This window comes from Aquimarina besae (genome assembly GCF_042434905.1).
Taxonomy (GTDB): domain Bacteria; phylum Bacteroidota; class Bacteroidia; order Flavobacteriales; family Flavobacteriaceae; genus Aquimarina.
In genome coordinates this window covers 3,408,401-3,423,220 of record NZ_CP170199.1, presented here as the reverse complement: position 1 = coordinate 3,423,220, position 14,820 = coordinate 3,408,401, and the positions used below count along the sequence as shown (strand labels likewise).

Sequence of the window (14,820 nt, the reverse complement as noted above, 5' to 3'; positions counted from 1 at the left end):
ATTAGCATCAAGACTACTAGCTCTTCCAAAGCAGAGATCATGAATACTAAAATGGCTGAAAATGACTTTTCAAAATCTTACAAAAACCAATATTACTAATACTCATATGGAAACTAACGTAAACCAGAAAGTTCCTTTGTCATACAAATTCGTATCTATTTTGTTATGGATACTATTTGCAAGTGGCTTATTATTTCTTGTCCTAAATTTTGATGATTTGTCAAAATGGGAAATTGGAGAGATGCTCAGAATCAATAGTTTTAGCATACTGATTTGCACTACAGTGATCTTTTTTAGTGCTGTTGTTACCAGTTATGCAGCTAAGTATCTAAATGGATTCAGATATCAAAACCAATTTTTGATATATTGCCTATGCTTCACCGCTTCGGTAATATTGTTGGTAGTTTCTAATCACATTTTGTTGCTGCTATTCAGCTGGCTGGTTATGGGCATTTTTATGTCCCGGTTAATTGGTATTAATAAAGAATGGGGAGAAGCCAGAGAAGCATCAAAATTTACATTGAAGTATTTCCTTACCGGGACATTGTTTTTGACCGGTGGAGTATTACTTCCGGCTTTTTACAGCAATGCTTTTACAGTAGAAGAACTGACATTGGTAGCAGCTCAGCTGCCAATGCTAATCATCATACCTTCTGCCCTACTTATTATCGCAGCTGCAATTGTACAATCAGCAATGTATCCATTTCATCGCTGGTTATTATCAGCAATGACAGCACCTACTCCAGCCTCTGCTCTTATGCATGCAGGTTTTGTTAATGGTGCAGGTATATTATTAGCTTTGTTCGCTTCACTATTATTCGCTTCAAACACATTAGACCTTTTGTTTATCATTGGGGGACTCACTGCCATCATAGCACAATTTACCAAACTACTCCAGATCAATGTTAAACACAAATTAGCTTGTTCTACTATCGCTCAGATGGGTTTTATGATTATGCAATGTGGTTTGGGCTTTTTCAATGCTGCGGTAGCACATTTAATACTACACGGATTTTATAAAGCATACTTGTTTTTATCATCTGGTGAAGAAATTGTACAAACTAATCCACAAAAATCCTTACAATTAAAAATAAAACCACTACAAGCAATTGTAGTATTGATTTTTGGAATTCTTGGTGCCTTCTTATTTGCAATATGGACAGGAAAAGGTTCTAGTTTGGATAGTGGGATATTTTTAACCTTAATTGTAGCTATCACGGTAGGTCAGGCAACATATAATATTGTCAAAGAGAGAAGCCTTTCTACTTTACAAAAAATTATGGTAATGCCAGTTTTATTTGTTACAGGAATTGGATTATATGCTCTGATGTATAATGCAGTAACGGTTTTAATGGCTGATCTTCCTATGACAGCTAATGCTACACCATTATCAGTAACACAAATAACTTTTGGAATTATCTTCTTAATAGGGTTTTTTGTAATGAAATTAGGTGGATATCAAAAACTTCCGTGGGTGTATGTAAAGTTAATGAACCTATCACAGCCCAATAAAAAAACAATTTTAATGTATAAATCAAAATCAATATGAATCCTAAAATTCTAAGCAGTATTGATAAAGCGTCAAAAGTAATAGGTAAGACGTGGCCACTCCATACTTTTGTAGCATCTAACCCTTTGTCAGGCTACGAAAACAGTTCCTTTTTTGAAGCTGTAAAAACTGCAAAGAAACATTTTGATGCGAATGTTTTTCCTGAAGCGAAAATGTATCGTGAGGCTTGGGAAAAGGGTGAAATCGATAACGACCTTTTAAAAGGATTACTACTTAAAGAAGGGCTTACGAAGGCACCAGAAGAATATCTTAAAGATATTGAACTACAAAATCAGCAAGAAGCTCTCAATGCAAACCACGATGTGGATCGTATCATGGCAAAATGGCTTGCAGCATTTATGGATGAAGGGCTTGCAGAGTGGAATATGCCTTTTAAAAGTGAAGGATTCTATAACGCCTGGAGACTTCTGGTAATTTATGATGAGGAAACCGGTCTGAAATCCCTGAAAAATATACCACCAACAAGCTTAGATGCTTTAGAGTCAATTTTGACAGATTTTCCAGAAACTGAATACACTAACATATTGACCTATCATCTTGCTGGATTGCTTGGTTGGACAGGATATATTAACCATAGGCAAGAGTCGAACTCAGAGTGGCAACAAAAATATCCTATAACCCTATCCGATTATCTGGCGGCACGTTTGTTGACTGCTAAAAGTCTAGGTATTTCGTTAGTTCCTGAAGTAAAAAGCTCGTTAGATAATGAGTTGATTATAAAGTTACAATACATTTTGCTAAAAGCTTGGGAACAGAGCTGGCAGAATCAACTTGTAAACACTTTGGAGAACCAATCGGTATCATTAAAGACCGTTGAAAATGATAGCTCCCCAGATGCGCAGCTAGTATTTTGTATCGATACACGATCAGAACTAATTCGTAGACACGTAGAATCCAGTGGCAATTATGAAACATATGGTTACGCTGGTTTTTTTGGGATAGCTATGGACTACGAAAGTCTAGAAGATGGAATTGTTCGTAAATCCTGTCCTCCTATCGTTGGTTCAGCTTATAAAGTGACAGAAAAAGCACAAATTAATGGTAAAAACAAATTAGAGAAGTACAATGCTAAAAATGACATTGCTAAGTTTAGCAAGTACTTCTTAAAGCGAATGAAGAATATGTTACCTTCTGCTTTTGGATACGTAGAAGGCTCAGGATTATATTATGGTATATCTCTTATTTCCAGAACACTGTTTCCTCGTGGATTATACCAACAACAAAAGAAAAATTCCTATGAGACAACTTCATTTTGCGAACCGGACATCAATCCGTACAATAGTTCGAAAGCTTGTGAAATTTCTCTTGATGAAAAAGTGGGAATTGTAAAATCAGGATTTGATCTAATGGGTTGGAAAACGTTTTCTCCACTTGTACTCTTTGTGGGTCACGGAAGTCACTCTGCAAACAACCCTTTTGGTTCCAGCTTGGATTGTGGTGCTTGTGCAGCAAGCCCTGGTAGACATAATGCCAGAACTCTAGCCAAACTGGCTAATGAACCTGAAGTACGAAAAGCACTAACAGCAATACACGGATTTCAAATTCCGGAAGTTACTCTGTTTTTGGGTGCAGAGCATAATACAACCACAGATGAGATTGTTTTGTTTGATTCTGAAATACCCGAATCTCATTCAGTACTCGTGGCTAGACTAAAGGAGAATTTAGGCAATGCACAAAGATCAGCCACAGCAGATAGATTAGGAACAAGCACTAAAAGTATCGTCACAGCGGAGAAGAAAGCAAGCAATTGGGCAGAAACCAGACCAGAATGGGGACTTGCTAAGAATGCAGGTTTTATTGTTGGACCAAGAAGTCTAACACAAAATACAAACCTGGATGGTCGTTGTTTTCTTCACTCTTATAACTGGGAATTAGACACTACCGGAAAAGCACTGGAAGGCATTATGCAAGGTCCTATGGTGGTAACACAGTGGATAAATAATCATTACTATTTCTCTACCGTAGATAATAATACTTTTGGTGGAGGGTCAAAAATAACTCACAACATCACTGGTAGATTTGGAGTTGTACAAGGAAATGGTGGAGACCTTAAAATGGGACTTCCTCTGCAATCACTATTCGATTCGGATGACAAATTGTATCATAAACCCTTACGATTGTCCGTGATGATTCAAGCACCAATTAACAGAGTTTCTGAAATCCTTTTGAGAAATGAAAATCTAAAAACATTGCTTGATAACGAATGGATTTATCTGATGGTAATGGATCCTAAACAAAACAACGGGATATTCAGATACAAAAAATCAATTCAGTGGGAACTCTTATCAAAAACAACAAATGATAAACTTCATCAACAAATAAAGGTGAAACAAAACGTGATTGAAGAAGTTTCTGTATAAAAATGTATAATATTTTTTAGAAGAATTTGAACTTTAGGTTATAAACAAATAGTTCTGTTATAAAACTAAGGTTGTTATCATTTGATTAAAAAAAAAGTCCATCATATCGATGGACTTTTCATTAAACTTTGAAAGTATATGTATGTATTAAATAACTTTTACGTTCACTGCGTTTAATCCTTTGTTACCTTCTTGTAGATCAAATTCTACCATATCGCCTTCACGAACCTCGTCTACTAATCCAGAAATGTGTACAAAGTGATCTTTGTTAGCACCTTCTTCAGTGATAAATCCAAAACCTTTAGCGTCATTGAAGAATTTTACTGTTCCTTTATTCATTGTAATGTAATTAAATTAAAATATTGTTTTAAAGTGCAAAAGTGACCCCTTTTTTTCGATATACAACATTTTAATTCATTTATTTTCAATTTATTATAAATATGATGTCTTTAGATCTAATAATAATGGAGTTAAATTTTATCTTTTCTATAACTTGATGGTGTCATTCCTTCAAACTTTTTGAACGCACTATTAAAAGAAGAAAGACTGCTAAAGCCTGTATCGAAGGCAATTGCAGAAATGGTATATTTACCTTCTGCAGTAGAAAGCAATTTCTTAGCTTCCTGAACACGGTAATGATTGATGAAATCATTAAAATTTCGCTTTGCATATTGATTAATAACTGATGAAGTAATTTGTGTGCTTTTTCCCAGAAGTTTACTAAGCTTTGCTAAAGAAACATCTGGTTCGAGATATAATTTTGTATCAGTAATTAGTTTTGAAATCTGGTTAAATAACAGATTATTATCATTTGCTCTAAATGCATCTCCATCCAAATCAGTAGCTTTTAGTTGAAATGCCTTATAACTTAAAAAATAGATGATAACAGAATATAAAATAGGGCCAACAATATACGGTACAGCTTCATCTACAATATTTAATACATAGGTCATCCAGATCACTATAAAACCTATGATAAGAAAACGTAACCAATTAAAAATAGCTCTCTGGGATTTTGTTTGTAATGTTTGCTCGTATTGCTGCTTTGTTTTTTTTAAAATCCACCAACCAAATATTATATAGAAAGCTAAATGTAAATAGATAAATAAAAGACCAATTCCAAAAATGACCATGACAAGTTTACCATTTTCATACCATTCCTTGGTAACAAAAAGGCTAGCGATAAAAATCAAAACAAACGGAATGAGTTCTAAATAATAGTATTTCGGTAGCTTAAAATTAGGATGGGTCATTCCCAAAATATACCATCTAAATAATGGGCCAATTAATAAAAGAAAAGCCAAACCTATAAAAATAAAAATTGGTTCCAGACCATCACCAAAATTGAGCATAACTGATTTCCCTATTCGAAATGCCATAAAGACGAGGATCAATCCAAGTAAGCGATTGGTTAATGTCTTTTTCTTTTTGAATACGATTAAGTAGCACGCAAAAAGTACTCCATGCAAAAGTCCTGCACTACTAATAATAATCAATAATATATCTAAAAAGCTCAAGACACTATTTTTTCCAAATGTAGGGATATTTGATATTCCAAGAAAGCATAAACTTATGGAAGAGTTTATACTTTCTATTTAGCAATAATGCAAGTTTATCCTTTTAGTTTTCGAAATCTTTTGATATTTTTTTTGCATAAGATGTCAACCCAACTAAACTGAAAAATCTTCCAATTTTACCTTGCATAGCCGCTATAATACCGTGTTTTGCTATTAATATTCTTTGCACAGGCTTGTTATCTATAGAAATCATTTGCTTCATTAATTCTTTGGCTTTCTGGAAACCTTCTGTTTCATATACCTTTAAAACTTTGACAGCATTTTCTTCTCCTGTGATTTCTCTATGTTTAGGAGTATACCCTATTTGTGTGATCATGGTTTCGGCTAATTTCCAAGTAGACCAAGGATTTTGACCTGTTATTAAATTTCTATCGTGACTAATGTTTTCTAAATACATAGAACCTTCATTAAATTTCCCTCCTTTTGATATTAATTTATCCTGCAGAAGAAAAGGAAATATAGTTTCGGCATCCGAAATAAGCAGTAATTCTTCATCATTTGTAAAACCACTCACCTTTTTGTTTTCTAATAATGAACGACCAGAATCAAGAGTTACATTTACTAAAGCTGCAGGTCCGTGGCATACTGCACCAATAACCTTATCAGCCTGATATAACTCTTTTATAATAAATTGAATGGATTTATTTTTAGGAAAATCAAACATGGCTCCTTTTCCACCAACAAAGAATACTGCTTCATATAATTCAGGGTTAATATTGTGTACCGGAATCGTATGTTTTGCCTTATATTGAGCCAAACTATCATTTAAGAAAGCAAAATCATAGAGACCCATATCCTCATCATCAATTACTACAGGTGATTCTCCTCCTGATGGACTGGCAATATCTACCTCAAAACCGTTAGCTTGAAAAACGTAGTAAGCCCGCGATAATTCGGTTAATTCATAACCGGTACTTTTATCTGTAGCACCCATAGTATCGGTACTGGTAACGATTGCTAAAATTTTTCCTCGTTTTGGCACAATATCTTTAGAGAGATATGGTAAATCCGACACTTGAGTTCCGGTTATATATGGTCTATTCTCTGCCGATGGTAATAAACTCATAAACCACCAACCAAAAATAAAAAGTGAAATGATAATACCTAAAATGGAAATTATACTCCATTTAAGAATTCGATATTTTTTGAACATGCTATTTAATTTTAAAAATTATAGCACGAAGAACTACATAACAGCTTATAAAACCTGTCGAAATGATAATTCCGTCAGAGTAAATGATGTTTTAGGTTAGTCACTTAATTATAATAAATCTCAAACTTTAGCAATTGAAAAAGTAAAAGTACTCCCTTCTCCTTCAGAAGAAGCTACGGTGATTTCTCCACCTAAGTTTTGGACTATCTTTTTTACGGTTGCTAATCCAATTCCGGTGCCTAAATTGCCGTCCCTATCTTCTACTCCTACAACCGTAAAAAGATCAAATATTTTATCTAAATAATCTTTGGGAATACCGTCACCATTATCTTTAACAGCAAATTCATAAAAACCCAAAACGCTGGTTATCTTAATATCGATTACTATTTCAGGTTTTGAGTTATATTTGATTGCATTCGTAATCAGATTTGTTAAAACCTGCATTAATGCAGACTTATTTGCGATAATTTCTTGTACGTTTCCTAAAACATTAAATTTCGCTTTATGTTCTGAATCGGTAATTTGTTTGAGCTCTTCTACCAAATGTTCAATATCGATTTTCTCTTTTCTATTCTTTATTAAATCGTCACTTTTATAAAACTTCAGGATACCATCAATATAATCTTTTAGCGAGTAGGATGATGTTTTTAGATACTCTAAATACTGTAAAGACTCCTCACCTAGTTTATCTTTATTATCATCTTCTAAAAGCTCTGTCAACGAAATTATATTTGCTAAAGGCGATTTAAGATCGTGGGACACTACACTAGCAAACTTTTTTAGGTCTTCATTTCTTTTTTCCAGCTTATCCCGAAGCTGTGTAAGTTTTAAATTTTGGTATCGTTGCTCAAATAAACTAACTACCTGTTTAGACATTGCGAGCAATGCATTTTTCTGTTCAGAACTTAGCTCTCTGGGTTTTGTGTCGTATACACACAATGTGCCCAGTGTAAAACCTTCAGAATCTATTAATGGTGCACCAGCATAAAAAATTGCCTGATGTTCTGTCACTAAAGGATTTCCTTGAAAACGCTCATCTTCTCTTGAATCTTTTATGATAGTTATGGAATCATCTGAATTAATAGCGTGACCACAAAACGATATCTCTCTTGGAGACTCGCTAAATGGAATTCCATAATGAGATTTTAGAAAATTTCGATCTTTATCCAACAAAGTGATTAACGAAATTGGAGCATCACAGATATAAGACATCACAGACGTGATATTATCAAAACTCTCTTCGGGTAAGGTGTCTAACAATCCATATTTTTCTACTGCAGCTTGTCGTTGCTTTTCATTCTTGGGGTATAAAGGTGCTATCATTGGGATAAATCTAAAGAATAATCAAACTGAAATCAAGATCCGTACATTTTTTCTCAAGCGAATACAACGGACCGTTACTTAATAATAGTCTATGTTTTACAGAAAAAATAACATTAATGTATAATTTTAAGAAGAGACATCATATAGGCGCATTATCTATTTTGCAATACTATGTATTAAGGTTTTGCGGTTTTAATTATGTTTCTAACTTTTCTCCAAAGGTTTTTGGAAGCTAATGATTTATCATCTAATTCTCCCATTAAATGTCCCAGGTTTAGTTTTTCTGTATTTCCTTCGTAAGAAATATTCAATATGTTATTATCAGATATCATAGCCATAGACCAAAGTTTAAAGTCCCGAGATGGTTTTGGCCCTTTCCACATAGTAATAATATCAGAATGCCTTTTATCCTTTTTGATTCTTTCATATAATTTTAAAACATTCTTCTTTGGACCTTCGATAAGCTGAAAGAACACTTTCCTATGATATATAAGACTTCCGGTAATATTATTATCCTCATTTAAAGCTCTGGCTAGAACGATAATATTTTCGATATCAGAGTTTGTAATTCCCGAAAATGCCATCGAACGATAAGTAACTTCGAACAAGAGATCGTCTTTTAGAAACGAATTTTTATATTCGCTAGGAAGCACACCAAATCTTTTTTTGAATAAATTAGAAAAATAACTTCGACTAGTATAACCAATCTGGTAGCAAATTTCTGAAACACTATAATCCGTAGATTGAATCAACTCTTTGGCATATTCTAATCTTAAATTGGTGATATACTGGTTGGCAGAGTATCCATATAAAAACTGAATTCCGGACTGAAGTTTTTTTAAAGACATACCGATTTCTCTGCTTAGTTCTGAGACGGTCAGTTTGTTACTAATATTCTTTCTAATATAATCCCCAAGTTCTGTAATTTTTGAGAGTTCTTCTTTTGTAAGTGTAGGTTGGAAACTCTCGGTATTTAAATCGTGATCGTGAGCTTCAATCTGTGATGCTAACATATTCAAGACACCAGCCTGCGTTAACAATCTTCCGACAAGATCAGTTCTCTTGTTTCTAATAACAATTCTAGCAAAAGTACCTATTCGTGCATCTATATCTCCAAAATATCTATATGGCTTGCCTTCTTTTGTGTTATCAAAAATCTCATTTAGATTAGATCGTAACTGTTTACTGATACTATTTGTACTATGTAAACCTAATGATTTCGGATTTATAATTAAATAACAACATTCAAATTTAGTGTTTCCGGGAATCTCGAATTTTGACTTTTTACCCGGTTCACTCACAAGAATAAAATTCTGACTTTGTTGTATTTTTTTAAATTCAGTTTCATCGGGAAATTTTTGCAATTGGTATCCTGAAACCACGTAGCCAAAATAAAGTGGTTTTTCATTGGAGAATTCGAAGTCAATAACTAAATCCGAAGTAAAATTGATATCATAAACCCAAGCAGTTAAACCCGGAAAAAGCTCATATGCATTAATACTCCCTTTACCTTTACTATTATCAATAATCATAGATGCTGCTCCATAATCTTCATGTAAATCCGCATCAAAATAAACAGAAAATTCACGTAACATCTCAATGGGGCTATTTTCTTTTAATCCTAACATATAATTTATGACATCTACAATGAGTAAATTTAAAAAAGTAAAAGTACTAAAATTTCAATCCTCGGAATACCTACAAGGAAGAAGCTTTCTATGTTCTATGAATACATTAATATATTAAAAATTAAGCATATTTTCAATTTATTGATTGATAAATAGTTATGTTGATTTTACTATATATAGTATGACTTTGATTTATTATGGATTTCTATCAAATAGCGTTAATATTTGTTTAAAATACAGTAAAGACTGAATACATTCATTTAAATTCTTATTTTATGATTAAAAATATTATTCCGAATGCGGAATAATGAAGATTTTAGTTTTTCTTATCATAGATCAACTATTAAAAGCCTATTTATTATAAAATTTGTTATTCAAATGTAAAACAAAGTTTAATCCATCCTAAAAAAATATAACACAATGAGAAATTTTGAATTATATGTCCCAACTAAAATGATTTTTGGCAAGGGTCAAATAGAGAAACTGTCTACAGAAGTACCAAAGGATAAAAAAGTTTTAATGCTCTACGGAGGAGGCAGTATTAAAAAAAATGGTGTTTATGATCAGGTCGTAACTGCGTTAAAAGATCATACTGTGGTAGAGTTTGGTGGTATTGAAGCCAATCCCGAATATACAACCTTGTTAAAAGCTCTTGAGATTATTAAAAAAGAAAATATTGAGTATATGCTTGCTGTTGGCGGAGGTTCTGTAATTGATGGAACCAAGTTTTTGTCATCTGCAGCGCTTTATGATGGTGATAATCCCTGGGATATTCTAGCTAAGAGAATTAGAACATTAAAGGGATTACCGTTTGGAACAGTATTAACGCTACCAGCAACAGGAAGCGAAATGAACAGTGGTGCCGTGGTAAGCAGATCAGAAACCAATGAAAAAATGGCAATGGGAGGCCCTGGATTGTTTCCGGAATTTTCAATTTGTGACCCTACCGTGGTGCACAGTATTCCAAAGAGACAATTAGCTAATGGTGTAGCTGATGCATATACCCATGTGTTAGAACAATACATGACTTATCCAGCAGATGCGCCGCTTCAGGATCGTTTCTCTGAGGGCATCTTGCAGACATTGATAGAAATCGCACCTGCCGTCATGAAAGACCCTAGCGATTATAAGGCAGCATCCAATTTTATGTGGTGCTGTACCATGGCACTTAATGGGTATATTCAAAAAGGTGTACCTACAGATTGGAGCGTACATATGATAGCGCACGAACTTACTGCGTTTTATGGAATTGATCACGCAAGAACCCTTGCAGTAATTTTACCTAGTGCCTACACAAAGAAGTTCGATCAGAAAAAAGAGAAATTAGCACAATATGCAGAGCGCATTTTTAATATCACAGAAGGAACTGTAGAAGATAAAGCCAGAGAAGCAATTAAGAAAACCGAAGAGTTTTATCAATCCCTTGGGATTGATACACGATTAAGAGATTATACAGATGACTATGAAGGGTTTTCTAAAAAAGTAGCAAAAAATCTTACCGATCACGGAATGACTGCTTTAGGTGAACATCAGGATATTACTCCAGAAATAGCTGCTGAAATTGTAGAAATGGCATATTAAACCTAAAATATTATTTATTAATGGCCCTATGAAGTCTTTCATAGGGCCTTTTATTTTCTTTATTACTTTTTTGAGCGTATGAACAACAAAATATATGGATTGAGATAATTGAAAATTTTTGATTTATGTTTCTTTAGTAAAAGTTATTTATAAAAAAATAAGAATTATGGAAAAGAAGAAAAACAATACAATGTACAATTCAGACATCACCGAAAATGATAAACAAGCCTTGGGTGAAAAGATAGAACATCTTAGATCTGATGAGGGCAGAGATGCATTTCTAAAAAATAGAGAAAAACCAGTCGACTTTGCCGGAAAAGAACTTGATGTTCCTGGAAGAACTTTGCCTAAAGATGCAAAGATGAAACTTACCGATGAATAAAATCAATTATATAGTCAAGGTAGTTCGGATAATGAAAATCTAGAACACTCTTCAGACTTTTAATATCCAAACAAATCTTTATAATTAATTAAAAACACAATTATATGCCATTTTTAACACACAAAACAAAAACTCAAAACGTAGATATATTTTTCGAAGATTATGGACAAGGACAACCTGTTATTTTAATTCATGGATGGCCATTAAGTCACCGTGCCTGGGAGCAACAGACCTGGGCGATAGTAGACGCAGGTTATAGATGTATTGCCTATGACCGTAGAGGTTTCGGAAATTCTTCGAGCCCTTATAGATCTTACGATTATTCTACTTTAGCATCAGATTTACACGAGATTATTACTCAATTAGAACTTAAAGATGTAATTATTGTTGGTTTTTCTATGGGTGGTGGCGAAGTAGTAAGATATTGCACAGATTATGGAACAAAAAATATTGCAAAAGCTGCTTTGATTAGTTCTATTATACCGCTAGTTCCACAAAAAGAAGACAATCCTGACGGAGTTCCACAAAAAGATCTTAGAGGAATTATTAACGCCCTCCAAGAAGATAGAGTTGGATTTTTAGAAGGTTTTCATAAAAATTTTTACAACTACAGTGAAGATAATGAAACTGTGAGCTCTGCTCAATTACATTATGACTGGACTATTGCTTCTCACGCTTCTCCTATAGCAACGATACAAGCTGCCTTAGCTTGGGCAGAAACAGATTTTAGAGCAGAATTAGAAAATGTTGATGTACCTACATTAATTGTACATGGTGATGCTGATCATATTGTACCAAAGGCAACATCTGGTGATCAAGCCGCAGAGCGAATTAAAAATAATACGTATCAAGTTATTAAAGATGGGCCACACGGTCTAAACATAACTCATAAAGATGAGCTCAATAAAATACTCTTAGATTTCCTAAAATCCTAATGCAAAAGCCAGGTTAATTACCTGGCTTTTTTCTTTTTCGACATAAAATCCTACTTATTGTGTTATCCCTTCTAAATCCAGCATAAAGGCATATTCTAAAGCTGTAATTTTATAGCGTTCAAAACGTCCGGAAGCACCACCATGACCAGTCTCCATATCACAATCCATAATTAATAGATTATTGTCTGTTTTTACATCTCTCAGTTTGGCAATCCATTTTGCAGGTTCCCAATACTGTACTTGGCTGTCCCAATATCCTGTAGTGATTAATATATTTGGATATTCTTGAGCTGTTACATTATCATATGGTGAGTATGATTTCATGTAATCATAATATTCTTTGTTCTTAGGATTTCCCCACTCATCAAATTCGAATGTCGTTAACGGGATGGTTTCATCCATCATTGTAGAAACAACATCCACGAATGGAACGGCAGCCACTACTCCATTCCAAAGTTCAGGCTTCATATTTAATACCGCACCCATTAACAGACCACCAGCACTTCCGCCCATTGCATATAAATGATCCGGGCTGGTGTAACCATTTTTGACTAAAAATTCTCCAGCATCTATAAAATCTGTGAATGTGTTCTTCTTTTTTAAAAGTTTACCATCTTCATACCAATACCTCCCCATTTCTTGTCCTCCTCTGATGTGAGCCATAGCAAACACAAAACCACGATCTAATAAACTAAGCCTGGTAGCACTAAAATAAGGTTCTGTACTACTACCATAAGAACCATATGAGTATAACAATAAAGGAGTACTAGCACTTCTTTGTGTTCCCTTTTTATAAACTAAAGAAATAGGAACTTTTACACCATCTCTGGCGGTTGCATACAAACGTTCTGAAACATAATTATCTTTTGAAAAATTAGGATCTAGAACTTCTTGCTCTTTCAAAATCGTTTGCTCCTTTGTATCCATATTATAGTCTATAACACTGCTCGGAGTTGTTAAAGAAGTATAACTATAACGCAAAATATTGGTATCAAAGTCGAGATTGGTGGTAGGATATGTCAAATAAGCAGGATCATTAAAAGAAATGTAATGATCATCATCTCCATTCCATTTCATAACACGAATGGTGCTTAAACCATCTTTTCTCTCGCTAAGAACCAAATGATCTTTGAAAACCGTGAAGTCTTGTAGTAATATATCATCTCTGTGAGGTATTACATCTACCCAATTCTCTTTGGTCGTGGCTGTTACAGGAGTTTTTACTAACTTAAAGTTTTTTGCATCCAGATTTGTACTAATGTAAAAATGATCACCAAAATGCGCAATACTGTATTCTAAATCTCTTTCTCTGGGCTGTATGACCTTCCATTCACCATTTGGTGTATTGGCATCCAAATATCTATATTCTGTAGATAATGTTTGATAACTTCCACTTATGATATATTTATCTGATCTAGATTTATAAACAAAGGTGCTAAATGTATCGTCTTCTTCATTAAAAATCAATTCATCTTTTGATTGATCTGTTCCTAGTACGTGCTTATAAATTTTATTAGCTCTTAGCGTGACAGAATCTTTTGAAGTATAAAAAACAGTTTTGTTATCATTTGCCCAGGCTATGCTTCCGGTGGTATTTACCAATTTATCGGATAGCAGTTCATCAGTTTGTAAATTTTTAAAATAAACGGTATAACGTCGTCTTGAGACCGTATCGATACCGTATGCCAATATTTTATTATCAGGACTAACAGATCTGCCTCCTAATGAAAAATAGGCTAGTCCTTTTGCCATTTCCGGACCATTAAGCATAATTTCTTCTGTTGCATTTTCTTCTAACTTTTTTCGACAATATAACGCATAGTCCATTCCCTTTTCAAAACGTGTGTAGTAGGAATATCCATTATCATTATAAGGAACAGAAGAATCGTCTTTTTTAATTCGGCCAACGATTTCATCAAATAATTTTTGCTGCAGACTATCGGTATGTCTCATCGCAGCCTCTGTGTAGTCATTTTCTGCATTTAGATAATCTAATACATCCTGTGTTTGTGCATCAGGTGTTTCTGCATTTTTTTGGTCATCGCTTAGTCGCATCCAGAAATAGTTATCTATCCGTGTGTCACCGTGCGCTACCAATTCTTCAGGTATTTTCTTTGCAACCGGAGCTTCTAATGATTCGTATGGTTTTGATAATGATTTTTCTTCTTTGTCAGTTTTACAAGCCGCAAATAGCAAAGACACAAGAAGAAGTAGATTGATGATGTTTGTTTTCATATATAGAAAGTATTGATTTTGTTGAAAATATTAGCTCTAAAATACATGTAATATTTGAGATAAACATCTTTTATTA

General features: G+C 33.8%; 11 protein-coding genes. 5 read left to right on the top strand and 6 right to left on the bottom strand.

What is annotated here, in order from left to right:
* Positions 1 to 61 precede the first annotated feature (61 nt).
* Together ACE94K_RS14985 and ACE94K_RS14980 are read left to right on the top strand one after the other, a co-directional pair.
* A complete protein-coding gene (locus ACE94K_RS14985; RefSeq protein ID WP_378173912.1) occupies positions 62 to 1,549 on the top strand; it encodes a proton-conducting transporter membrane subunit in 1,488 nt (495 codons plus the stop codon).
* The gene (locus ACE94K_RS14980; RefSeq protein ID WP_378173909.1) at positions 1,546 to 3,930 is read left to right on the top strand and encodes a DUF2309 domain-containing protein; all 2,385 of its coding nucleotides are present in this window, start codon (positions 1,546 to 1,548) and stop codon (positions 3,928 to 3,930) included. The genes ACE94K_RS14985 and ACE94K_RS14980 overlap by 4 nt, the downstream gene beginning before the upstream one ends.
* Before the next feature lie 147 nt (positions 3,931 to 4,077).
* Here the strand turns inward: ACE94K_RS14980 and ACE94K_RS14975 are convergent, their stop codons facing one another.
* The 5 genes from ACE94K_RS14975 to ACE94K_RS14955 all read right to left on the bottom strand — a co-directional run bounded on the left by ACE94K_RS14975 (position 4,078) and on the right by ACE94K_RS14955 (position 9,611).
* Positions 4,078 to 4,269, bottom strand: coding sequence for a cold-shock protein (locus ACE94K_RS14975; RefSeq protein ID WP_378173906.1), 192 nt, complete (start codon positions 4,267 to 4,269; stop codon positions 4,078 to 4,080).
* Positions 4,270 to 4,400: 131 nt separating this feature from the next.
* Positions 4,401 to 5,447 (bottom strand): helix-turn-helix domain-containing protein, encoded by a 1,047-nt coding sequence (locus tag ACE94K_RS14970; protein WP_378173904.1) that lies wholly within the window; start codon positions 5,445 to 5,447, stop codon positions 4,401 to 4,403.
* A gap of 103 nt (positions 5,448 to 5,550) precedes the next feature.
* Entirely contained in the window at positions 5,551 to 6,660 is a 1,110-nt protein-coding gene (locus tag ACE94K_RS14965) for a type 1 glutamine amidotransferase domain-containing protein (RefSeq protein WP_378173901.1), read from the bottom strand.
* 120 nt (positions 6,661 to 6,780) lie between these two features.
* Positions 6,781 to 7,983 (bottom strand): ATP-binding protein, encoded by a 1,203-nt coding sequence (locus ACE94K_RS14960; protein WP_378173898.1) that lies wholly within the window; start codon positions 7,981 to 7,983, stop codon positions 6,781 to 6,783.
* Between the two features lie 176 nt (positions 7,984 to 8,159).
* Positions 8,160 to 9,611, bottom strand: coding sequence for a BLUF domain-containing protein (locus ACE94K_RS14955; RefSeq protein WP_378173896.1), 1,452 nt, complete (start codon positions 9,609 to 9,611; stop codon positions 8,160 to 8,162).
* Positions 9,612 to 10,031: 420 nt separating this feature from the next.
* On the opposite strand from ACE94K_RS14955, the gene ACE94K_RS14950 reads away from it, so the two are divergent.
* The 3 genes from ACE94K_RS14950 to ACE94K_RS14940 all read left to right on the top strand — a co-directional run bounded on the left by ACE94K_RS14950 (position 10,032) and on the right by ACE94K_RS14940 (position 12,509).
* On the top strand, positions 10,032 to 11,192 hold the full coding sequence (locus tag ACE94K_RS14950) for an iron-containing alcohol dehydrogenase (protein ID WP_378173893.1): 1,161 nt from the start codon (positions 10,032 to 10,034) through the stop codon (positions 11,190 to 11,192).
* Between the two features lie 166 nt (positions 11,193 to 11,358).
* On the top strand, positions 11,359 to 11,574 hold the full coding sequence (locus ACE94K_RS14945) for a hypothetical protein (RefSeq protein ID WP_378173890.1): 216 nt from the start codon (positions 11,359 to 11,361) through the stop codon (positions 11,572 to 11,574).
* 104 nt (positions 11,575 to 11,678) lie between these two features.
* Positions 11,679 to 12,509 carry an alpha/beta fold hydrolase gene (locus ACE94K_RS14940; RefSeq protein WP_378173887.1) on the top strand — a complete coding sequence of 277 codons (831 nt, stop codon included), beginning with the start codon at positions 11,679 to 11,681 and terminating at the stop codon, positions 12,507 to 12,509.
* Positions 12,510 to 12,563: 54 nt separating this feature from the next.
* On the opposite strand, the gene ACE94K_RS14935 is transcribed toward ACE94K_RS14940, so the two are convergent.
* Positions 12,564 to 14,744 carry a S9 family peptidase gene (locus ACE94K_RS14935; RefSeq protein ID WP_378173884.1) on the bottom strand — a complete coding sequence of 727 codons (2,181 nt, stop codon included), beginning with the start codon at positions 14,742 to 14,744 and terminating at the stop codon, positions 12,564 to 12,566.
* Positions 14,745 to 14,820 lie beyond the last annotated feature (76 nt).